This window comes from Streptomyces chrestomyceticus JCM 4735 (assembly GCF_003865135.1).
Classification (GTDB): Bacteria; Actinomycetota; Actinomycetes; order Streptomycetales; family Streptomycetaceae; genus Streptomyces; species Streptomyces chrestomyceticus.
This window is the reverse complement of the sequence record NZ_BHZC01000001.1, coordinates 3,667,064-3,687,848: the sequence shown is the minus strand read 5'-3', so window position 1 is coordinate 3,687,848 and position 20,785 is coordinate 3,667,064. Positions and strand designations below refer to the sequence as shown.

The window sequence follows — 20,785 nt, the reverse complement described above, 5'->3', positions numbered from 1 at the left end:
GGGGAGTGGGGGATTGCTTTACGGGAGCCGGGCCTCTCACAGCGCGAGGCGGCGCGAGAGGTCCGAGGTGAAGACGCCGCGCGGGTCGGTGTGCGCGCGGAGCGCGCGGAACGCGTCGGCCCGGGGGTACATGACGTCGACCAGCTCGGGCCGCAGCCGGGCGTCCTTGGCCAGGTAGACCCGGCCGCCCGCCTCCGCCACCGCCTCGTCCAGCCCGTCGAGGAACGGGCCGAGGCCGGGCAGTCCGGCCGGGATGTCCAGGGCCAGCGTCCAGCCCTCGGACGGGAAGGACAGCCACCCGGGACCGCCCGCGCCGAAGCGTTTGAGCACCGCCAGGAACGACGGACACCTCCGCGCCGCGATCCGCTCCACGATGCGGCGCAGCGTCCGTTCCTCCCCGAGTCCGACCACGAACTGGTACTGCACGAAGCCGCCGCGCCCGTACACCCGGTTCCAGTGCGGCACTCCGTCCAGCGGATGGAAGAACGTGGAGAGTTTCTGCAGCTCACCGGTCCGGCGCCGGGGCGCCCTGCGGTACCAGAAGGCGTTGAACAGCCCGACGGACCGCCGACCGAGCAGCCCGTCCGGCAGGCCGCGCGGCGCGGGCGGCAACCGCCCGGGACGGAAGGCGAGCGGCGCGCGGCGGGCCCGCGCCGGCAGGGCGTCCAGCGGGGCGTGGTCGCCGCGGGTCAGCACCGCGCGGCCGGTCGCCGCGCCGCGCGCGAGGAGGTCGATCCAGGCGACGGAGTAGCGGTAGCGGTGATCGGTGGCGGACAGCCGCGCCAGCAGGTCGTCCAGGTCCGCCGCGCGTTCGGTGTCCACCGTCATCAGCGACGTCCGTACGGGCACCAGGGCGATCGTCGCGGCGAGGATCACCCCGGTCAGGCCCAGGCCGCCGGCGGTCGCGTCGAAGAGGGCGGTGCCCGGCCGGACGGTGCGTACCGCGCCGTCCGCGGTGAGGAGGTCGAAGGACCGTACGTGCTGGGTGAAGGAGCCCGCGACGTGGTGGTTCTTGCCGTGGATGTCCGCGCCGACGGCGCCGCCGACCGTCACGTACCGGGTGCCGGGCGACACCGGCACGAACCAGCCCCGCGGCAGCAGCACCTCCATCAGCCGGTGCAGGCTCACCCCCGCGTCGCACACCACCGTGCCCGCCTCGGTGTCGACGGCCCGGACGCGGTCCAGTCCGGTCATGTCCCAGACGGCGCCGCCCGCGTTCTGCGCCGCGTCCCCGTACGCGCGCCCGAGCCCCCGGGCGATGCCGCCGCGCGCCCCGCACGCCCGTACCGCCGCCGCGGCCTCGTCGTACGAAACCGGGCGGACCAGCCGTGCGGTGGTGGGGGCGGTACGGCCCCAGCCGGTGACGGACCTGGTGACGGGGGTGGTGCGGGGGCCGGCCGGGCCGGCGGGCGACGACATGCCAGCGACCGTAATGCGGCACTCGCCCCGATTCGGTCACCCGCCCCCGACCGCACGAAAAGAGTGATTAACGCGGTGGATGGGCTAATCGCGACGGCACGGCGCGCGGCGCACCGCAAGAGTCGGACGCGGAGCCCCCAAGGGCTTGAGGGACAGGCGCCGGGCGGACCGCACGAAGCGGGCGGTCCGCCCGGGAGCCGGCACGAACCGGATCGAGGTGACCCCGCTGTCCCCCGAAGAGATGGATCACCGCCTGCTCGTGGCGCCGCGCACCCGGGGAACCGACCCCCGGGTGGCCGCCGTGGCCCGCGCCCTCTCGCACGGCGGCGAGCACGGAGCGCTCTGGCTCGCCGCCGGGCCGGCGGGCGCCGCGGCCGACCGGTCCCGGCGCTCCGCCTGGCTCCGCGGCACGGCCCTGAGCTGCGGCGCCCACCTGCTGAGCGTCGCCCTCAAGCGCGTCGTACGCCGCCCGCGCCCCCCGCTGCCCGGCCACACCCCCCTCGTACGGACCGCGAGCCCCCACTCCTTCCCCAGCGCGCACGCCGCCTCCGCCGTGGCTCTGGGCGCGCCGCGGCCGGTGGGCGTACAGAGCATGAGCTGGACGCACGCGCAAAGCATGAGCTGGACGCCGCCGGGAAGCATGCGCTGGGGGCGATCGTGACCGAACGTTCCGCCGCCTTCCTGGAAGAACCACCGCCCGACCCCGGACCGCCCACCTCCGCGCAACCCGGCCCCCACCCCCGCGCCCTGACCCTCCCCCTGGGCCTGCTCCGCACCGCCCGCCCACGCCAATGGGTCAAGAACGTCCTGGTGGCCGCCGCCCCGGCCGCCGCCGGAGACCTCTTCCTCCACCGGACCCTCCTGCAACTCCCGCTCCTCTTCCTCCTCTTCACCGCCGCCGCGTCCGCCGTCTACCTCGTCAACGACGCACGCGACGCCACGGCCGACCGCGCCCACCCCGACAAGTGCCGCCGCCCGGTCGCCGCGGGCGAGGTGCCCGTACCCGTCGCCTACGCGGCCGGCGCCCTGCTCGCCGTCCTCACCCCCGTAGCCGCCGCCGTCCTGTGCAACCCCGCCACCGCCGCCCTGCTCGCGGCCTACCTCCTCATGCAGCTCGCCTACTGCGTCAGCCTGAAGCACGTCCTGGTCATCGACCTCGCCGTGGTCACCACCGGCTTCCTGCTGCGCGCCATGACCGGCGGCCCCGCGCTCGGCATCCCGCTGTCCCGCTGGTTCCTGATCACCGCGGGCTTCGGCGCGCTGTTCATGGTCGCCGCCAAGCGCTACTCCGAAGCGGTCCGGGCGGCGCGGGACGAGCGGGCGGACCGGGGCGCGACCCGGCCCCTGCTGCGCGAGTACAGCGACGGCTACCTGCGCTTCGTGTGGCAGCTCGCGGCGGGCGGCGCCGTCCTCGCGTACTGCCTGTGGGCGCTGGAGAGCGGCGGCGCGCCCGCGGGCGTCCTGCCGTGGCGCCAGCTCTCCATGGTCCCGTTCATCCTCGCCGTGCTGCGTTACGCGGTCTTCGCCGACCGGGGCACCGCGGGCACCCCGGAGGACGTCGTCCTGCGGGACCGCCCGCTGGCCGTCATCGGGCTGGCCTGGACCGGCCTGTACGCGATGGCCGTCGCGGACGTGTGACCGGACGAACGGCACACCACCATGCCCCGGAGCCCCACCCGCCACAGCACCCCGGGCCGCCCGCCACCGGCCCGCCGCCTCCGCGTCCTCGCCCCCGAACTGCTCGGCTTCGCGGTGGCCGGCAGCCTCGCGTACGCCGCCGACCTGGCCCTGTTCGTCTGGCTGCGCGGCCCGGCCGGCCTGGACCCGTTCACCGCCAAGTCCCTGTCGTTCCTGGCGGGCTGCACCATCGCCTACACCGGAAACGCCGTAGGCACGTACCGCGCCCGCACCCGCCCCGCACCACCCCCGTACGGTGGTCCCGGCCCCCGCACCCCCACCCCCCTCCGCCGCTACACCCTCTTCCTCGCCGTGAGCCTCGCCGGAGCCCTCGTACAGCTCGCCTGCCTCGGGCTCTCGCACCACGTCCTCGGCCTGACCTCGGCGACCGCCGACACCGTCTCGGGCGCGGGAGTCGGCATGGCACTGGCGACGTGCCTGCGTTTCTGGGGTACGCGGACGCTAGTCTTCCGCCACGCGAGCGACATACCTGTACAGATGGTGTCGAAGGCTGATGAAGGGTAGGCGGGGCCCATGGAATGGTTGAGCAAGCTGCCGGTCGTCGGCCCGGCCGTGTCCTGGCTGATGACCACACACCTGTGGCGGGCGTACGAACGTATGCAACGGGTCCACTGGACCCGGCTGGCCGCCGCGATCACCTTCACCAGCTTCGTGGCGCTCTTCCCGCTGCTGACCGTGGCCGCCGCGCTCGGCGCCGCCCTGCTCGACGAGCGGCAGCTCCACGACCTGCAGTCGAAGATCGCGGAGCAGATCCCCGGCATCTCCGGCCAGCTCGACCTCGGCGCACTCGTCGACAACGCCGCCACCGTCGGCATCATAGCCGGTGTCGCCCTGCTCTTCACCGGTGCCGGCTGGGTCGAGTCGCTGCGCGACTGCCTGCGGGCCGTCTGGGAGAAGGACGACGAGGACACCAACTTCTTCGTCGCCAAGCTCAAGGACATCGCCCTGCTCCTCGGCCTCGGCGGCACCGCCCTGGCCTCCCTGGCCTGCTCCGGCTTCGCCAGCGCCGCGGTCGGCAAGGCGGCGAAGGCCCTCGGCCTCGCGGAAGGCGGCATCGGCAGCGTCCTGCTGTCCGCCGTCGGCTTCTGCATCGCCGTACTCGCCGACTTCCTGCTGCTGGCCTACGTCCTGACCAGGCTCCCCGGCGTCCACCCGCCCCGCCGCGCCGTCGTCGTCGCCGGCTTCATCGGCGCCGTCGGCTTCGAACTCCTCAAACTGCTCCTCAGCGGCTACCTCCAGGGCGTCGCCGCCAAGAGCATGTACGGCGCCTTCGGCACACCGATCGCCCTGCTCCTGTGGATCAACTTCACGGCCAAACTGGTGGTCTTCTGCGCCTCCTGGACCGCGACCGAACGCTGCGACCCGGAGTCGTCGCGCAAGTCGCTGGACTGCGAGGAGAGGCCCGCGGAGCCGGAACGGGCGTAGGGCGGGGCCGGGTCCGAGTACGTCCCCGTACTCAGACCCGGCCCCGTCCTAGCACCCGTCTGGTCCTAGTGCTTGCCCCCGCGCCGCCGCATCAGCTCCGGAAGGGGCCAGCGGCGGTGCACCAGGAGTGCCAGACCGCCCAGCACCACCAGTGCCCCGCCGGTGATCGCCAGCGCGGTCCACGCGCCGCCGGAACCGCCGGAGCCGTCCTCCAGCCCGGCCCGCGTCCGGTCGCCGTCCAGCTTGGCGCCGCCCGTCCGCGCGTCGCCCTCCTCGCTCCGGGGCCCGACCAGCCGGCCGACCGGCTCGACCTTGTCCGCCGCCGCGAACCCCCAGTCGAAGAGCTTGGCCGTCTCCTTGTACGCCTCGTTGTGTTCCTTCTTCTCCGGGTTCATGACGGTGACCAGCAGCTTGCGCTCGCCGCGCTGGGCGACCCCGGTGAAGGTCGAGCCGGCGTTGGTGGTGTAGCCGTTCTTCACCCCCGCGATGCCCGGGTACGGCTTGACGTCGTAATCACCGCTGAGCAGCCGGTTGGTGTTCTGGATACCGAACGTCCCGCGCTTGCCGTCCTTGACCTCGCCCGGGAACTGCGTGCTCACCGTGGAGCAGTACTCCCGGAAGTCCGCGTTCTGCAGCCCCGCGCGGGCGAACAGACTCAGGTCGTACGCGCTCGACACCTGGCCCGGGGCGTCATAACCGTCCGGCGTCACCACATGCGTGTCCGTCGCGTTCAGCGCCTCGGCCTGCTTCTGCATCTCCTGCACGGTCTTGGCCGTACCGCCGTTCATCGCGGAGAGCGTGTGAACGGCGTCATTCCCGGAGCGCAGAAAAACCCCCAGCCAGAGGTCATGAACCGTATAGCTCAAATTCTCCTTTATCCCCACCAGGCTGCTGCCGTCACCCATGCCCGCCAGGTCGGTCGGCTTGACCGTGTATTTCTGGTCCTTGGGGAACTTCGGCAGCACCGTGTCGGCGAACAGCATCTTCAGCGTGCTGGCCGGCGGCAACTGCCAGTGCGCGTTGTGCGAGGCCAGCACCTTGCCGCTCTCGGCGTCCGAGACGATCCAGGAACGCGCCGTGAGGTCGTCCGGCAGCTTCGGGGCCCCCGGCTTGAGCTGCACCTGCGTACCGGCCTGTCCCAGCCGGCCACCGCCGACCTTCGACATCCCGGCGGGCGGCGCCGGCGCCTTCGGCGCGTGCTGCCCGCCCTTGCCGTCCTTCGGCTTCTCGTCGGCGTGCGCGGGCGCGGCGAGCAGCAGCGGCGGCAGCAGGACGGCGGTGCCGGCCAGGGCGGCGCCCGTACGGGTGAGTATCCGGCGCCGTACGGGGGCGGCGGTGATCGGATGAACGGCAGAGGAGGTCGGCACGTCGGTGAACGTACCCGTCGGCGCGGGCGCCCCGGACACCACCCCACGGAAGAGTGCCCCCGCCGACCGCCGGATGGAGCCGCTGCCCATACTGGATTCCATGAAGCTCTCGCGCCCCGTCTCCTGGTTCCTGCTCGCGTTCGGGGTATGGAGCTGGTTCATCTGGATCACTTTCGCCAAAAACCTCTGGAAGGACGGGAGCGGCCTCGCCTTCGACGACGCGGGTGACCCGACCGCCTACTTCTGGGTCCACCTCGCGCTCGCGGTGACGTCCTTTCTCTTGGGGACGGCAATCGGAGTGATCGGGTTCCGCGGCGTCCGCGCCCTGCACAGGCCCACCACCGGGACTCCCGCCGACACCTCCACCCCAGCCCCCTGACTCCGGCCCCCGCACACCCCGGCGCCCCGTCGTCAGTGCGCCATCTCACACATGCTCGGACGAGGCCGCCGGTATGCGCGGACCACCCCGGGATCAGCCGAACGTCGACCCCCGCCTCAGCCGAACGTCGAACCCTCGGGCGCGGACGCACTACGGGCACAGGGTGAGGCGAGCCGTACGGCGGACCCGAGGAGCTGTGTATTCCCTTCGGGCGGGTGCCTCTCTCGGCACGCTCGGAACTTCGGTGTTCACCTCTGCTCGCCAACGGAAAGACGGCAGGGGGTTTTGGCGATTTTTGATGCGTCAGCTGTCCTTCGACAGCGAAGCGAAATACAGCACCGCTTGTGCGTGGGTCAGTGACGCGTCCAGCCGCTCCGTGTACCAGGTGAACAAGCTGTAGCTCCAGGTGAACCTCATCAGGACGCCGCCCCGCCATCTCGGCCTGGGCCGCCAAGTGATGCGCGCGGGCTTGCCCCACATCCAGGTGGAAGGGCCGCCGCCGTCGTGAAGCAGGCCCATTACGGCAAACAGGGGCCACAGGGGCACCATCACCCAGTACGCGAACCACCCGCGCAAGCTGCCCTTGTAGCCGGCGGCAGCCTGAGTGCCCGCTGGGGTGTGTATGCGCCACGCCTGACGGATCCCGCGCGGCGAGCGCCCGTGGACGATGCGCCCGGCGTAGTCACCGGCGGGTCCGTGGACGGTGTACTCCCTTTCCTTCCGCTGCGCGGCGCCACCGGCCGGCGCGCTGACCGTGCAGAGCGTCCGGGAAGGCCCGGAGGGATGGGTGATGAGAAACAGTGGCGCTGTGGGCACTTCTGCCTCACAGCGGTGAACGTGCGCCAGTACCTCTCCGTCGGCGAGCTCCCCGGAGAACTTTCCAGAGGTCAGGGAACCCCAAGCCTGGTAGCCGGGCGGCGCGGCGAACTGCCGGGAATCCTGCGCCCGCGAGATATTGAAGACGGCCTTGGACACGGTGCTACCTCGTCATGATCGCTCAGTCGAAAGGGCTGGGGGACGGCATTGTGCCCGGTCTCGGGACAGGGTGTTGGGGGAGGGCGGTCCGCCCTGAATGCGAGCCAATGTGGCGGTTGGCCGGTCCAGGGAAACGTGAAGGCGTCGGCACTTGTGGGTGTCGGGAGGGTTGCGAACGGGCATGAAGCACAGGCGGGTTGGGGTGCGCTGCGGTGTGGGTGGGGCGTTGCGGCGACGCACTTGCAAAGTGCGGTGATGTTTAGTGCGAAATCGGGCAAATCATGACTTCTGATCTTGCGGTTCACCCTCTTGAGCCCCTATTTTTTACACTCTTTGCGTTGCCTGCGCGCGCGGGCCGGACCGCCTCACGGCGCCGGCCGTGTCGTCCGCGCGGCGGCGGTGCGGAGTAACGGGGAAGGACTTCGATGGGCGAGCAGTACAGGGTCGATCTGCACGAGCTGGACAGCGTCGTGCGCAAGCTGAAGAGCTTGCAGGGCGATATGGACGAGCCGAGCCAGAAGGTCAAATACAGCACGAGCATTCCGAAGTCGGCCTTCGGGTCCAACTTCAACGAGGCCGCGAAGATCGCTACGGCGCACGACGAGATGCAGAACTACATGTCGCAGGTTGTCGACGCCCTCCAGAGCCTCATCAAGGAATTCGGGGAGAAGGCGGAGCGCAGCCGCGGCGCGTACGAGGACCGCGAGCAGGAGACTCGCTCGACGATGTCCGGCTGAGGTCCCGGCGGCAGGCGAAACAGCAGATAGACGACCAAGGGGGACGGTCATGGCCGGTGGGCCGATGGACGCCGAGGGCAACAAGGCGTACGCCAAGCAGATCGACGAGAAGCATCGGAAAGAAAGCCTCAAGCAGTTCGACAACTACAAGCCCATTCCGGTCTCGGACTCGGACTTCCATCACCACGGGATCGACGCGCTGCGCGCGATGATCGAGAACGCTGACCCGGACGCGCTGGAGACCTCTGGCGACCACTGGCGGGCGTCCGCCGACCGGCTGGGCGGCCAGGACGGCCACGGCGGCATCCGCAAGGCATTCATGGACGCCGTCGACCACGCCTCGGCCCACTGGCAGGGCAAGGCCGCTGACGCGTTCCGGCGTGAGGCGGCAGAGGTCCTCAAGAAGATCGACCGGACTTACGGGCACGCCCGCAACGTCGAGTCGATGTTGATCGGCACGCGGTCCTCCGGTCCGGAAGCCGGTGTCGCGCACAACCTGCGCCAGGCCAAGAAGACCATGGCCGGGATCAAGGACCCGGGCAAGGTCGAGAGCGCCTTCAACTCCTCGGGCGACGACTCCCAGTTCCACAAGGACATGGCGAACCCGAAGATGGACGCCAAGATGGCGCTGGAGGCCAACCGCGACAAGCTCTCCCTGAGCAAGGAGCGCCAGGTTGAGGCGGTCATTGTCATGGAACAACTGGCCAACCACTACCGGTTGCAGGAAGTGAAGGTCAGCGGACCGCCCAAGGGCGATCCGCCGGGCGGCCGGGGCGACTGGCCGTCCGAACCGGGCGTCTACCCGCAAGCCCCGCCCGTCGACATGCCCGTCGTCGGTGGCACCCGCCCCAAGCCCACCTCCGTGACCCCGCACGGACCCAAGGGCGGAAGCGGCTACAACGGCCTCGGCGGCGGTGTGAACATCCAGCCGTCCAACGGTCCGGTGCGGACCGGCCTGGACAGCCTTCAGGGCGGCACCGTCGCCCCGGTGGGCCCCGGGCTCACCGGAGGCGGAGTCAACCCGCCTGCCGGCGGAACGGGCGGTGGCTCGGGCGGAGGCGGCTCGACGGGTGGCTTCATCGCTCCGCTGCCGTACGGCAAGACGGGCGGCGCCGGTGGCGGGGGCTCGCGTGCGGTCCCCGGCGGCCGTGGTGGTGTCCTGGGCGGCAGCCGGTCCGGCGGCGCGGGCGCCGGACGGACCGGGATTCCCGGCGGCATCGGCGGCGGCGCCGGTGCCGTGGGCAGCGGCGCGGGACGCGGTGTGGTGGGCCGTGGTGGTGCTCAGGCCCGTAAGCCCGGCGGAGTCGTCGGCGCTCCGGGATCCCTGGGAGCCGGAGCCAAGCAGGGCGGCGCCGGACTGCACCGCAGCGCCGGCGGGAGCCAGGCGATGGGCGGCGCGGCGGCGCACGGTCGTCCCAAGGACAAGGAAAAGACCAAGAAGGAGCGTCCCGACTACCTTGTCGAGGACGAGGAGACGTGGACGCCGCAGCGCAACGTGTCCCCTCGCGTGATCGAGTAGGGATGTACGTGCCGTCGGCTTCGGCTGTATGAAGTGGTACGAAGAAGTGCCCCGCGCGCGCAGTGCGGGGCACTTCTGCAAACCGGGACGCCTGCCTGAACGGGTGCCCCGCCCAGTGGCCACCGCCCGGCCCTGTCCGCCCGAACGGAAGCAGTGAGGATCAGAGCATGAAGGTCACCCGAACTCTGCGCGCGGCCGCCGGTGCCGCGCTGACCGGAGCGCTGCTCCTCACTGCGACAGGTACGGCTTCGGCGGACCAGACGCGGAGTGCGATGTGGCCGTTCCCGGCGTTCGACGTGCAGAGCGTCTGGAAGGAGGCGACCGGCAAGGGCATCACCGTCGCTGTCATCGACTCCGGCTTCCGCACGACTCACCAGGACCTGGGCGGAGCCTTCCTGCCTGGCAAGGACTTCCCCAATCCGTCGGTTGACAAGCCGGAAGCCCCGCCGTCAGGCATGGACATCCGCGACCACGGGACCGGTATGGCGGGGCTCATCGCAGGACGTGGCCATGGTCCGGGTGGCAGCCAGGGTGTCAAGGGACTGGCGCCCGATGCGAAGATCCTGCCGCTGACGGCCGACAAGAACACTCCGGAGGCGACCCGGTACGCGGTGGATCACGGTGCCGATGTGATCAACATGTCGTTTGTCGCGGACCCCAGCACTCCAGACATGTGTGAGTCTGTCCACTACGCGGTGGAGAAGGGCGTCGTGGTCCTCGCCGGCGTCGGCAACGACGCTCTGCCGAAAGAACGCATTCCGGCCGCTTGCCCCGGTGCCATCGGTGTCGGAGCCGTGGACGAGTTCGGCAAGTTCTGGGACGGCAGTAACTACAACAAGTCGGTCGACGTCCTGGCGCCTGGTGTAGATATTCCGTACCCGAACGGTCAGAGTGACACGGGCTATTCCACCGCTGACGGCACCTCGATGGCCACCGCCTACGCCTCCGCCACAGCCGCCCTGCTCCTGGAGAAGTACCCCGACCTCACCCCCGGCCAGATCGCCAACCGCATGGTGAAGACGGCAGGACTCGCCAAGTCGGTGAAGGCTAAGCATCTCAAGCTGCCCGACGAGCACTACGGTTACGGCTTCATCCAGCCGCTGCCGGCACTCACCCGCGACATCCCCGCCGGCCCCCCGAGGGCCCGCTGCCCATGCCGCAGGGCAAGGCGTCCAAGGACCCCGTGGTCGCCGGCGCCGCCAAGGGCAAGGACCCCAACCCGCCGATCGGCGGGAAGAAGATGATGATGTACGGCGGCATGGCCGTGGGTGGGCTGCTGGTGATCGGGCTCGTGGTGATGGTCATTGTTCTCGTGCGGCGCCGCAACAAGCCCGGTCCGCAGGCATGGCACTGACGACACCCCCGAAGCCCGGAGCCCCCTCCGAAAAATGAAGCGACGCCCCGGACGTCCGGCTGTTAGTTTCACCAGTCATGGATCCGTTGGGTGAAAAAGAGATACGTGCCTCCTTCGTGAATTGCTCGAAGGGGGAGGCGAGCCGCATCAATCTGCCGGTGGGGTTTTCCGACCTGCCGTGGGGGGACCTGGATTTCCTCGGGTGGCGGGACCCCGGGGCGCCGAACCGGAGTTACCTGGTGGCGCCTCGGCAGGGCGGCGTCGTCGGGGTGACGTTGCGGGTGCCGCAAGGAGTGCGGCGGAGCTTTACCAAGACGACCGTGTGTTCGTTGTGTATCACCGGACATCCCGGCTCCGGGGTGAGTCTGCTCGCCGCGCGGAAGGCCGGGCCGCTGGGGCGGCAGGGGAATACCGTCGGGGCTTATGTCTGTGCGGATCTGGCGTGTTCGCTGTACGTCCGTGGAAAGAAGAAGTCCGAGCTGGCCGGGCGGCATGAGGAGACCTTGCCGCTGGCGGACCGTATTGCACGGCTGGTGATGAATCTCGATGCGTTTGTGGAGAAGGTTTTCGAGGGGGAGTAGGCCCGAGGGGTGATCAGGGAGTCTGGAAGGTGACTTCCGGGTTTCCGGGGACCGGGCCGTTCAGCAGTGGCTGCGGGATGCCGCGGAGCCGCTGGTCGAAGAAGGCGCCCACGTAGCTGCGGGTGAGGTCGCTGCCGCGCAGGCCGGGGACCGTGCCCGGGGGCGTGGGGAGGCCCGCCTGCTGGGCGAGGGCCGGGAGGTCGGTGAAGGTGAGGTGGGTGGCGCCGGTCACGGTCAGCCAGCGCTTCCAGCCGTCGAGGCGGGACCAGGTGGTGTCCCAGGTCTCGTCCGTGCCGGGGCGGCCCGTCGCCTGATTGCCGAACAGCAGGAAGGGGCGCCCGTTCAGGCCCTGCTCCGGGACGGGGGCCGCCACGGTGCCGTCCAGGTTCGCGCCGGCGCGTATCCGGGAGTCGCCCGCCATGGCGGTAGCGGTGGCGGCGCCCCCGATCGAGTGGCCCGCCATGCCGACGCGCTTCGGGTCGATGAGGCCGCTGCGCTTCCAGGCCGGGTGGTGGTGGCCGGGCAGGATGCGGTCGAGGAGGAAGCTGATGTCCTTGGCGCGGTTGCGGGCTACGTCCGCCATGAAGGCCGCTCCCGCGCCCGGGGACGTGGTCGCGTCCAGTTTCGCGCAGGCGGTGCAGGGCAGGGTGCGTCCGCCGGGGAAGGCCGCGTCGGCCTCGTAGGCGTGGTCGACGAGTGCCACGACGTTGCCTCGGCTGGTCAGTTCCTCGGCGAGCACGGTGAGCGTGGCGCGGTTCAGGCCGAAGCCGGGGGACAGTACGACCAAGGGGTGCCGGCCGGCCGCCGGGAGCGCAGCGGTGCGCGCGTGCGTGCGGGTGCTGCTGAGCACCTCGGGCGGGAACTGGCCGGCCTGCGGCGGAAGCTGCCCGGCCTGCCGCAGGCGCTCCAGGAACGTCGTGGCCTCCGCCTTGGTCATGTACGGGGCCGGGCGGCCGGTGCCGGTACGGGCCGGGTAGTACAGGGACACCATCAGCTCGCGCCCGTGGGCGGACGGCTCCCAGGGGTCCTTGCGGCCGTGGTCCACGAGGTGGAGGCGGTCCCGTCCGATCGCGTACGGGCCGGTGGGGCGGGGGAGGGAGAGGGCCCGGGCGGGGTGGAAGCGGCACCTGGGCCCGTCGCCGACGCGGTGGCCGCCGCGGCGAGCGGCAGGGGCAGGGTGAGCGCGAGCAGCGCGGCTATGGCGCCGCGTCGGATGTGGATCATGATCGCAGCGTACGGGGGAGGCGTAAGCGGTACGGGAGTGTCGGGCGGGCCGGGCCGGTGGCGCGGTCAGCCGCGTTCCGGCGGCGGGTGCTTCGCGTCCTTGCGGGAGGCGGGGCGGGCCGCGGCACCCGCTGCCGCCGGGAGGACGAACTCGCTCAGTACGTCTGTGACTTCGCGCACCAGCGGCCGCAGCACCCGGAAGCGGGACGCGGCGACCGCACGGGCGACCAGGGGGGAGGTGCGCTCGACCAGGCGGCGGCTGCGCTCGCAGTTCTCCGAGCGGTCGTGCACCCAGTACAGGACCAGCCCCATCTGCTGGAGCCACAGCAACAGGGGGAGCGCCGCCGCCAGTTCCGGGTCGGCCTTGGTGTCCGCGCCGGCCAGCACCTGCCGCTGGAGCGCGATGGCGGCCTCGCGCGGCCCTTCGGAGGCGTCCGAGAAGGGGCTGAGCGGGCTGTCCGGATCGGCGGCGTTCTTGAAGAACTGGGCGGCGAAGCGGTGGTACGGCGCGGCGATGTCGAGCCAGGTGAGCAGCACGCCGCGCAGCCGTCCCGCCAGGTCCCGCTCGGTCGCCAGGACATCGGCCACGGCGGCCGCGTGCTCGGTGGCGATGCGGTCGTAGAAGCCCTGGATCAGGTGCTCCTTGGAGGCGAAGTAGTAGTACGCGTTGCCGACCGAGACACCGGCCTCCTGGGCGATGGCCCGCATGGTGGTCTTGTCGTAGCCGCGCTCCTGGAAGAGGCGGAGGGCGGTTTCGAGGATGAGGGTGCGGGTCCGGGAGCCGTGGGGGGTGCGTTCGCGGGCGGTGGGTTCCGCGGGGCGGGCGGATTCCGGGTCCGGGGCCGGGCTGCCGTCGTCCGTCACGTTCCGTGCCCCGTTCCCGTCCGTACCGGCGTCCGCCCTGGTCGCTTCGTCCACGGCATCGACCTTAATGCGCCCTCGGTCCGACCACTGATCCCGCCCTGGTCCGACCACGGATCCCGACCCTGGCTCGACCTGGGTTTCCGTCCCCGGTCCCGGCTGGACGACCGAGCCGGCCGGCCCCTCACGCCCCCGTGTCCACCGGAGGCCCGCACGCGCCTACAGCCCCCGCTCTCCCAGGAACTTCACGATCATCCCCTCCCACTCCGCCGGCCGCTCCACCATCGGCACATGCCCGGTGGCGATCTCCGCGTACTCGGCGCCGGGTATGTGCTCGGCCAGGTAGCGGGAGTGGGAGGGGTGGATGAGCTGGTCCTCGGTGGTGGCGACGACCAGCGTCGGTACGGTGATGCCGGCCAGGTCGCCGGTGGTGTCGACCTCCTTGACCAGCGCGGTCTGCTCGGCCGAACCGGCGGGCGGGGCGTCGGGGCTGTCGTCGAGGACGGCGGCGAGTTCGGCGGGCGGCAGGCTGTTCAGGGCTTCGGGGGAGAGGCCGCTGAGCGCGCGGGCCTGGGCGAAGCCCGCGTAGTCGCCGCGGTCCAGCAGGCGCAGCCACAGGTCGAGCCAGATGTTCGTCCGGTGGTCGGGCTTGGCGAGGCCGGCGGTCAGGACGAGGCCGCGTACGCGCTCCGGGTGGCGTGCGGCGGCCCGTACGGACACCGCCGTACCGAGGGAGAAGCCGATCAGGGTGAACGTTTCGACGCCCGCCGCGACGGCCTCGGCCACCAGCGCGTCGGCGAGGGCGTCGAGTTCCAGGGGCCCTTCGGCGCGCGGGGTGCGGCCGGAGCCGGGGTAGTCGGGCGCGACGACCGTGTGGCCGGTGGCGGCGAGCGCGGGGACGAGTCCGGCGTAGTTGCCCTCGATGCTGCCGGTCGCGCCGTGCGCGAGCAGGATGCCGTGGGCGGCGGGGACGGTGCCCTCGTCGGCGGGGGTGACGGTGGTGGACAGGGCGGGGAGGCGCGACGCGGTGGCCGCGGGAATCTTCGTCATGCGGATCAGGTTGACCCCTGACACCGGTGTCAAGGTCAAGTCGCCGGGTCGGGAGATCGAGACAGCGGCGCGTGAGGCCGGGTCGCCGGTTCGAGGGGCCGGTCGTACAGGGGGAGGCAGTTGATGGCACGGTCGGGTGAGCGAGTGGTGCGCGCGGCAGGGGACGGACTGGGGACCGAGGGCGGTCTGCGGACCGGGGGCGGCCTGCGCATAGGCGAGCTGGCCGAGCGCACGGGGGCCAGCGCCCGTTCACTGCGCTATTACGAGCAGCAGGGCCTGCTGCGCGCGGACCGGGACGCCAACGGCTACCGCCGCTACGGCCCCGACGCGCCGGAGACCGTGGGGCAGATCCGCGAGCTGCTCGCCACCGGCCTGAGTACGGACGCCATACGGGAGCTGCTGCCGTGCGCCCAGGGCGGCCCCGGGCTGGTCTTCTGCGACCGCTCCTGCGGGGCGGTGGAGCGGCAGATGGCACAACTGGACGCGGAGATCGCCGAACTGGCCCGTAAGAGAGAGGCGTTGGCGACGTACGCGCATGTGATGCGTCAACGCCGGGACCAGGACCGGGCGTTGGCGTCCATGGCGCTGCGCTCGGCGTGACGCCCGCGGCGTCCAGTCGTACCGAGGCGGTCCGGGCCGCCCTGGCATCCAGTCGTACCGATGCGGTCCGTGCCGCCTCCGGACCACATCTGGCGCACCGCCCTGACCAGCACAGATGTTCTCTCATTCGTTTTTCATTGAACGAATTCAGCCTCAACGGCGTGTACGGGTTGCGGAATGCGGCCCACGGGTCGGATCCTCGGGTGCACCGCTGTTCGGGGAACAGCGGTGTGCTCACGGTATCGGGGGATCGTTGTGTTACGAGTCCACTTCACGCCGCAGGATCTGCGCCGGACGCGGATCGCCGAGGGGGCCGACCCCCTGTGGGAGACCGTCCTGAGCCTGCACCGCCTGCGCGAGAGCCGCACCGAACCGGCCCTGGCCGCCTGGCGGCAGCACGCCGCGCGGCACGGCCCCGGGCCGCTGCGGATGCTGCTGCCGCTGGTCCCGCCGCGCGGCTACTTTCCCGACTTCCTCACCCCGGCGGCCGGTTCGGCCGGTGTGGAGCCGGGGCTGGAGGCCGTCATGACGACGCCCCGGCGCCGGCTGCGCGGCGAGATCGGACTGCTGGCGGGTCAGACGTACCGGTCGGGGCACGGCCAGCACGCCGCCCCGCCGTCCTGGATGCGCTCCCTGGCCGACGGTGAACCGGCCGCGCTGCGCACCCTCGCGCGCAGTCTGCGTACGTACCACCACACCGCCCTCGGCCCGGGCTGGCCGCTGATCGGGCGGCGCGTCGAAGCCGACCGTACGCTGCGGCTGCACGCGCTGCGCCAGGACGGCGCCGAGGCGATGCTGCGGACGTTCGGGCCGGAGATGCGCTGGCGGCGGCCGGTCCTGGAGGTCACCTATCCGCGCGACGGGGACCTGCGCCTGGAGGGGCGGGGCCTGCTGCTCGTGCCGTCGTACTTCTGCACCCGTCCGGTGACCTTCGTCGACACCGAGCTGCCGCCGACCCTCGTCTACCCCGCCGCGCCGCCGGTACGGGCGGCGGAGTCCGGGCGCAGTGCGCGGGCGGAGGCCGGACATGCCGAAGGGCTCCGCCTCCGTACGTACGGGAGCGGAGCCCTTCGCGGCTTCCAGACCCGGTTCGGGTCGCTGACCGGAACCAGGTTCTAGGGCTTACGCCTCGGGATCAGAAGCGACGCGTGATCAGCGCGCGCTTGACCTCCTGGATCGCCTTGGTGACCTCGATACCGCGCGGGCAGGCGTCCGTGCAGTTGAAGGTCGTACGGCAGCGCCAGACGCCGTCCTTGTCGTTGAGGATCTCGAGCCGCTGCTCGCCGCCCTCGTCCCGGCTGTCGAAGATGAAGCGGTGCGCGTTGACGATCGCCGCCGGACCGAAGTACTGGCCGTCGTTCCAGAACACCGGGCACGAGGAGGTGCACGCGGCGCACAGGATGCACTTGGTGGTGTCGTCGAAGCGCTCGCGGTCCTCGGCGGACTGCAGGCGCTCCCGCGTCGGCTGGTTGCCGGTGGTGATCAGGAACGGCATCACGTCCCGGTACGCCTGGAAGAACGGCTCCATGTCCACCACGAGGTCCTTGAGGACCGTCAGGCCCTTGATGGCCTCGACCGTGATGGGCTTCTCCGGGTTGATGTCCTTCAGCAGCGTCTTGCACGCCAGGCGGTTCTTGCCGTTGATCCGCATGGCGTCCGAGCCGCAGATGCCGTGCGCGCAGGAACGGCGGAAGGTCAGCGTGCCGTCCTGCTCCCACTTGACCTTGTGGAGGGCGTCCAGGACGCGCTCCTTCGGGTCCATCTCGAGCTGGAAGTCCTGCCAGGTGGCGTCCTCGGAGACCTCCGGGTTGAACCGGCGGATCCGCAGCGTGATGGTGATGGTGTGCGAGGCGCCGTCCTCGGCCGCGTCCAGGGCCTTGGAGTGCTTTTCGAGGGTGGAGGTGCTCATCAGTACTTACGCTCCATCGGCTGGTAGCGGGTCTGGACGACCGGCTTGTAGTCGAGGCGGATCGACTCCGAGCCGTCTGCCGCCACCTCGCGGTACGCCATGGTGTGCCGCATGAAGTTGACGTCGTCGCGGTTGGGGTAGTCCTCGCGGTAGTGACCGCCGCGGGACTCCTTGCGGGCCAGCGCGGACACGGCCATCACCTCGGCCAGGTCGAGCAGGTTGCCCAGCTCGACGGCCTCCAGCAGGTCGGTGTTGAACCGCTTGCCCTTGTCCTGGATGGACACGTTCAGGTAGCGCTCGCGCAGCTCGCCGATCTTCTCGACCGCGGTCTTGATCGTCTGCTCGGTACGGAACACCATCACGTTGGCGTCCATGGTCTCCTGGAGCTCCTTGCGGATCTCGGTGACCCGCTCGTTGCCCGAGGCGGAACGCAGCCGCTCGACCTGCTCCCGCACCATCTTCGCCGGGTCCTCCGGCAGCTCGACGAAGTCCGCGGTGGCCGCGTACTCCGCCGCCGCGATGCCCGCCCGGCGGCCGAAGACGTTGATGTCCAGCAGCGAGTTGGTGCCCAGGCGGTTGGCGCCGTGCACGGACACGCAGGCGACCTCGCCGGCGGCGTACAGGCCCGGCACGACGGTGGTGTTGTCGGCCAGCACCTCGCCCTCGACGTTGGTCGGGATGCCGCCCATGGCGTAGTGCGCGGTCGGCTGGATCGGGATCGGGTCCGTGTAGGGCTCGATGCCGAGGTACGTCCGCGCGAACTCGGTGATGTCCGGCAGCTTGGCGTCCAACTGCTCCGGCGGCAGGTGGGTGAGGTCCAGGTAGACGTGGTCGCCCTCGGGACCGCAGCCGCGGCCCTCGCGGATCTCCGTGTAGATGGAGCGCGAGACGACGTCACGCGAGGCGAGGTCCTTCATGACGGGCGCGTACTTCTCCATGAAGCGCTCGCCGTCCTTGTTGCGGAGGATGCCGCCCTCACCGCGGGCGCCCTCCGTCAGCAGGATGCCCATCCGCCAGATGCCGGTCGGGTGGAACTGGAAGAACTCCATGTCCTCCAGCGGCAGCCCGCGCCGGTACGCGGCGGCCTGGCCGTCACCGGTCAGGGTGTGCGCGTTGGAGGTCACCTTGAAGAACTTGCCGGTACCGCCGGACGCGAAGATCACGGCCTTCGCCTGGAAGACGTGGATCTCGCCGGTGGCCAGCTCGTACGCGACCACACCGGCCGACTTCTTCACGCCGTCGACGTCCTGGAGCAGCAGGTCCAGCACGTAGAACTCGTTGAAGAACTCCACGCCCTCCTTGACGCAGTTCTGGTACAGCGTCTGGAGGATCATGTGGCCCGTACGGTCCGAGGCGTAGCAGGACCGGCGGACCGGGGCCTCACCGTGGTTACGGGAGTGGCCGCCGAAGCGGCGCTGGTCGATGGTGCCGTCCGGGGTGCGGTTGAACGGCAGGCCCATCCGCTCCAGGTCCAGGACCGAGTCGATGGCCTCCTTCGCCAGGATCTCGGCGGCGTCCTGGTCGACCAGGTAGTCGCCGCCCTTGATCGTGTCGAAGGTGTGCCACTCCCAGTTGTCCTCCTCGACGTTGGCCAGGGCGGCGGCCATGCCGCCCTGCGCCGCGCCGGTGTGGGAGCGGGTGGGGTACAGCTTCGTCAGGACCGCGGTGCGGCTGCGCTTGGTCGACTCGATGGCCGCGCGCATGCCCGCGCCACCGGCGCCGACGATGACCGTGTCGTACTTGTGGATCTTCATGAGTCGGTTACCTCAGCCCCGGGGCCTAGCGGATGTTCGGGTCGAAGGTGAAGATCACCAGCGTGCCCAGAAGGACGGTGAACACCGTGGCGGTGTACAGGAGCATCTTCAGCCAGAAGCGGGTGGTGTCCCGCTGCGCGTAGTCGTTGATGACCGTGCGCAGGCCGTTGGCGCCGTGCAGCATCGCCAGCCACAGCATCACCAGGTCCCAGACCTGCCAGAACGGCGAGGCCCAGCGGCCCGCCACGAAGGCGAAGCCGATCTTGGAGACGCCGCCGTCCAGCACGAGCTGGAGCAGCAGGTGGCCGAGGACCAGGACGACCAGCACGATGCCGGACAGGCGCATGAAGAGCCAGCCGTACATCTCGAAATTCGTACGGGTCGACTTGGGCGTCTTCTTCGTACGCTTGCGGGGCGGCTCGATCACGGGAGCCGGGTTGTCCACGTCGTACAGGGAGACGGAGTCGTTCACAGCAGGAGTCGTTTCAGCAGACATCGCGCGTCATCAGCTCCCGAACAGGGTGCGCAGCGTGTGCTGCAGCACCGGGTAGAAGGCGCCGGCCATCAGGACGGCCCATACGCCGACAACGGTCCACAGGAGCTGCTTCTGGTACTTCGGTCCCTTGGACCAGAAGTCGACGGCGATCACGCGAAGGCCGTTGAGCGCGTGGAAGAGGATGGCGGCGACGAGGCCGTACTCCATCACGTTGACGAGGGGCGTCTTGTAGGTGGCAACGACGTCGTCATAGGCCTCGGGGGAGACGCGGACGAGTGCGGTGTCGAGGACGTGCACGAACAGGAAGAAGAAAATGAGGACGCCGGTGACTCGGTGAGCCACCCAGGACCACATGCCTTCCCGGCCGCGGTACAGCGTTCCAGCCGGCACGGAAAAACCCTCCGGGAGCGGGGATCGGGGCCTGCCGGCTTCTCTGTCGGTCTGGCCCGGCCGGGTACGGTCCACCGGCCCCGGCCATCGTAGCGACGGACTGTCGGTTCCTCCCGCCGGGGTCCTCAGGTGTGATCAAACAGGCACGTACGGGCTACCCGCCGAGGGCGCTCCGGCCCTGTACGGCGGGCGGGGGAACGGGTAGGGGGCGGGCCGGACGGCCGGGGCCGGTCAGTCCCGGGAGGCGGCGAGCCGGGCGAGCCGCCCGCCCGCGATCCGGCGCAGCTCGTCGGCGGCGACGGCGCGCTCCTCCTCGGGCTCGTTGCCGAGCCGGCCGTGGATGGCGGTCAGCACCACGTTGAGCAGCTCGGTGTCGCGGAAGCCGTCCAGGCAGATGACGAAGACGTGCCGGAACTGGCGTTCGTACTCGGCGTGCGCGGCGCGCAGCGCGGTGTGGGCCGCGAGGGTGCCCGGGCCGCGCGCGCCGACGAGCGGCTGCGGCGAGACGGTCTCCCCGGCCAGCGCCTCGTCCAGGTCGGCCGCGGTCAGGTCGTAGCTCGCCTCGTCGGCGGCGGCCAGCAGGGCCTCCGGGTCCGGGTACGGTCGGTGCGCGACCAGGCGGCGGGCCCAGCGGCGGCTGCCGCAGCAGAGCAGCAGGGCCGCTTCGGCGGCGTCCGCCGGAGCGCCGTTCAGGCGGTCCAGGCCGGTCGGCCGGGCCGGGGCGGCGCTGCCGGGAGGCGGTGACGGCAGCGGCGGCAGCTTCTGGGAGGGTGTGGCGGGCCGTGCAGTGCGCAGCGGTGTCGGCGGGGCGGCCGGGATGTCGCTGGGCTGCATGGCTCCTCGGGGCGGCGGACGCGGGATCGGGCGGTACGCGCCGGATCAGGGCGGAGAACGTCGGATCGGGGATCGGGGGAGTACGTCGGATCGGGCGGCCGGGGCGTGCGCGGCCGCGGCGGGTGCGCGGGGGCCGTGGGCTCCGGGAAGGGTGAGCAGGTTGAGACGCCACCGTAACGACGTCTGTCGGTCACTGTCCGACGGATGCACGAA

General features: G+C 71.1%; 22 protein-coding genes. 11 read left to right on the top strand and 11 right to left on the bottom strand.

What is annotated here, in order from left to right:
* Positions 1-36: 36 nt before the first annotated feature.
* Positions 37-1,419, bottom strand: coding sequence for an FAD-binding oxidoreductase (locus EJG53_RS15385; protein ID WP_125045314.1), 1,383 nt, complete (start codon positions 1,417-1,419; stop codon positions 37-39).
* Between the two features lie 241 nt (positions 1,420-1,660).
* Between EJG53_RS15385 and EJG53_RS15380 the strand changes: the two genes are divergently transcribed.
* The 4 genes from EJG53_RS15380 to EJG53_RS15365 are packed head-to-tail and all read left to right on the top strand — an operon-like array spanning position 1,661 to position 4,542.
* Entirely contained in the window at positions 1,661-2,080 is a 420-nt protein-coding gene (locus tag EJG53_RS15380) for a phosphatase PAP2 family protein (protein WP_244955630.1), read from the top strand.
* Complete coding sequence (locus tag EJG53_RS15375) at positions 2,077-3,057, top strand: decaprenyl-phosphate phosphoribosyltransferase (protein WP_174856413.1); 981 nt, start codon at positions 2,077-2,079, stop codon at positions 3,055-3,057. Before EJG53_RS15380 ends, EJG53_RS15375 begins: the two co-directional genes overlap by 4 nt.
* A gap of 21 nt (positions 3,058-3,078) precedes the next feature.
* Entirely contained in the window at positions 3,079-3,621 is a 543-nt protein-coding gene (locus EJG53_RS15370; protein ID WP_125045313.1) for a GtrA family protein, read from the top strand.
* Between the two features lie 9 nt (positions 3,622-3,630).
* Positions 3,631-4,542: a YihY/virulence factor BrkB family protein gene (locus tag EJG53_RS15365; RefSeq protein ID WP_125045312.1), complete on the top strand. Its 912-nt coding sequence runs from the start codon at positions 3,631-3,633 to the stop codon at positions 4,540-4,542.
* A gap of 65 nt (positions 4,543-4,607) precedes the next feature.
* On the opposite strand, the gene EJG53_RS15360 is transcribed toward EJG53_RS15365, so the two are convergent.
* Positions 4,608-6,011 carry a D-alanyl-D-alanine carboxypeptidase family protein gene (locus tag EJG53_RS15360; RefSeq protein WP_244955151.1) on the bottom strand — a complete coding sequence of 468 codons (1,404 nt, stop codon included), beginning with the start codon at positions 6,009-6,011 and terminating at the stop codon, positions 4,608-4,610.
* On the opposite strand from EJG53_RS15360, the gene EJG53_RS15355 reads away from it, so the two are divergent.
* The gene (locus tag EJG53_RS15355) at positions 6,010-6,288 is read left to right on the top strand and encodes an SCO4848 family membrane protein (RefSeq protein WP_125045310.1); all 279 of its coding nucleotides are present in this window, start codon (positions 6,010-6,012) and stop codon (positions 6,286-6,288) included. The genes EJG53_RS15360 and EJG53_RS15355 overlap by 2 nt on opposite strands.
* Before the next feature lie 303 nt (positions 6,289-6,591).
* On the opposite strand, the gene EJG53_RS15350 is transcribed toward EJG53_RS15355, so the two are convergent.
* Positions 6,592-7,263 carry a hypothetical protein gene (locus EJG53_RS15350; protein ID WP_125045309.1) on the bottom strand — a complete coding sequence of 224 codons (672 nt, stop codon included), beginning with the start codon at positions 7,261-7,263 and terminating at the stop codon, positions 6,592-6,594.
* Positions 7,264-7,688: 425 nt separating this feature from the next.
* Between EJG53_RS15350 and EJG53_RS15345 the strand changes: the two genes are divergently transcribed.
* The 4 genes from EJG53_RS15345 to EJG53_RS15330 all read left to right on the top strand — a co-directional run bounded on the left by EJG53_RS15345 (position 7,689) and on the right by EJG53_RS15330 (position 11,454).
* The gene (locus EJG53_RS15345; RefSeq protein ID WP_125045308.1) at positions 7,689-8,000 is read left to right on the top strand and encodes a hypothetical protein; all 312 of its coding nucleotides are present in this window, start codon (positions 7,689-7,691) and stop codon (positions 7,998-8,000) included.
* Between the two features lie 49 nt (positions 8,001-8,049).
* A complete protein-coding gene (locus tag EJG53_RS15340; protein ID WP_125045307.1) occupies positions 8,050-9,519 on the top strand; it encodes a WXG100 family type VII secretion target in 1,470 nt (489 codons plus the stop codon).
* A 167-nt stretch (positions 9,520-9,686) separates the two neighbouring features.
* The gene (locus EJG53_RS15335) at positions 9,687-10,763 is read left to right on the top strand and encodes a S8 family serine peptidase (protein ID WP_244955150.1); all 1,077 of its coding nucleotides are present in this window, start codon (positions 9,687-9,689) and stop codon (positions 10,761-10,763) included.
* Between the two features lie 187 nt (positions 10,764-10,950).
* On the top strand, positions 10,951-11,454 hold the full coding sequence (locus EJG53_RS15330) for an FBP domain-containing protein (protein ID WP_125045306.1): 504 nt from the start codon (positions 10,951-10,953) through the stop codon (positions 11,452-11,454).
* A gap of 13 nt (positions 11,455-11,467) precedes the next feature.
* Here EJG53_RS15330 and EJG53_RS15325 read toward each other — a convergent pair whose 3' ends face one another.
* From EJG53_RS15325 to EJG53_RS15315, 3 genes are all read right to left on the bottom strand, one after another.
* Positions 11,468-12,499, bottom strand: a complete 1,032-nt coding sequence (locus EJG53_RS15325) for an alpha/beta hydrolase family protein (RefSeq protein WP_307721681.1) — start codon at positions 12,497-12,499, stop codon at positions 11,468-11,470.
* Between the two features lie 245 nt (positions 12,500-12,744).
* Complete coding sequence (locus EJG53_RS15320; protein ID WP_244955149.1) at positions 12,745-13,596, bottom strand: TetR/AcrR family transcriptional regulator; 852 nt, start codon at positions 13,594-13,596, stop codon at positions 12,745-12,747.
* A 162-nt stretch (positions 13,597-13,758) separates the two neighbouring features.
* Positions 13,759-14,589, bottom strand: coding sequence for an alpha/beta fold hydrolase (locus EJG53_RS15315; protein ID WP_031002743.1), 831 nt, complete (start codon positions 14,587-14,589; stop codon positions 13,759-13,761).
* Between the two features lie 123 nt (positions 14,590-14,712).
* On the opposite strand from EJG53_RS15315, the gene EJG53_RS15310 reads away from it, so the two are divergent.
* Positions 14,713-15,189, top strand: coding sequence for a MerR family transcriptional regulator (locus EJG53_RS15310; RefSeq protein WP_307721680.1), 477 nt, complete (start codon positions 14,713-14,715; stop codon positions 15,187-15,189).
* 255 nt (positions 15,190-15,444) lie between these two features.
* A complete protein-coding gene (locus tag EJG53_RS15305) occupies positions 15,445-16,308 on the top strand; it encodes a hypothetical protein (RefSeq protein ID WP_125045305.1) in 864 nt (287 codons plus the stop codon).
* Between the two features lie 16 nt (positions 16,309-16,324).
* On the opposite strand, the gene EJG53_RS15300 is transcribed toward EJG53_RS15305, so the two are convergent.
* The 5 genes from EJG53_RS15300 to EJG53_RS15280 all read right to left on the bottom strand — a co-directional run bounded on the left by EJG53_RS15300 (position 16,325) and on the right by EJG53_RS15280 (position 20,572).
* Positions 16,325-17,098, bottom strand: a complete 774-nt coding sequence (locus EJG53_RS15300; RefSeq protein ID WP_030676860.1) for a succinate dehydrogenase iron-sulfur subunit — start codon at positions 17,096-17,098, stop codon at positions 16,325-16,327.
* Entirely contained in the window at positions 17,098-18,852 is a 1,755-nt protein-coding gene (gene sdhA, locus EJG53_RS15295) for a succinate dehydrogenase flavoprotein subunit (RefSeq protein WP_125045304.1), read from the bottom strand. Before sdhA ends, EJG53_RS15300 begins: the two co-directional genes overlap by 1 nt.
* Before the next feature lie 25 nt (positions 18,853-18,877).
* Entirely contained in the window at positions 18,878-19,348 is a 471-nt protein-coding gene (locus tag EJG53_RS15290; protein WP_125045303.1) for a succinate dehydrogenase hydrophobic membrane anchor subunit, read from the bottom strand.
* 9 nt (positions 19,349-19,357) lie between these two features.
* Positions 19,358-19,738 (bottom strand): succinate dehydrogenase, cytochrome b556 subunit, encoded by a 381-nt coding sequence (gene sdhC / locus EJG53_RS15285; RefSeq protein WP_003985924.1) that lies wholly within the window; start codon positions 19,736-19,738, stop codon positions 19,358-19,360.
* Between the two features lie 231 nt (positions 19,739-19,969).
* Positions 19,970-20,572 carry a 2-oxo-4-hydroxy-4-carboxy-5-ureidoimidazoline decarboxylase gene (locus EJG53_RS15280; protein WP_125045302.1) on the bottom strand — a complete coding sequence of 201 codons (603 nt, stop codon included), beginning with the start codon at positions 20,570-20,572 and terminating at the stop codon, positions 19,970-19,972.
* Positions 20,573-20,785: the final 213 nt, after the last annotated feature.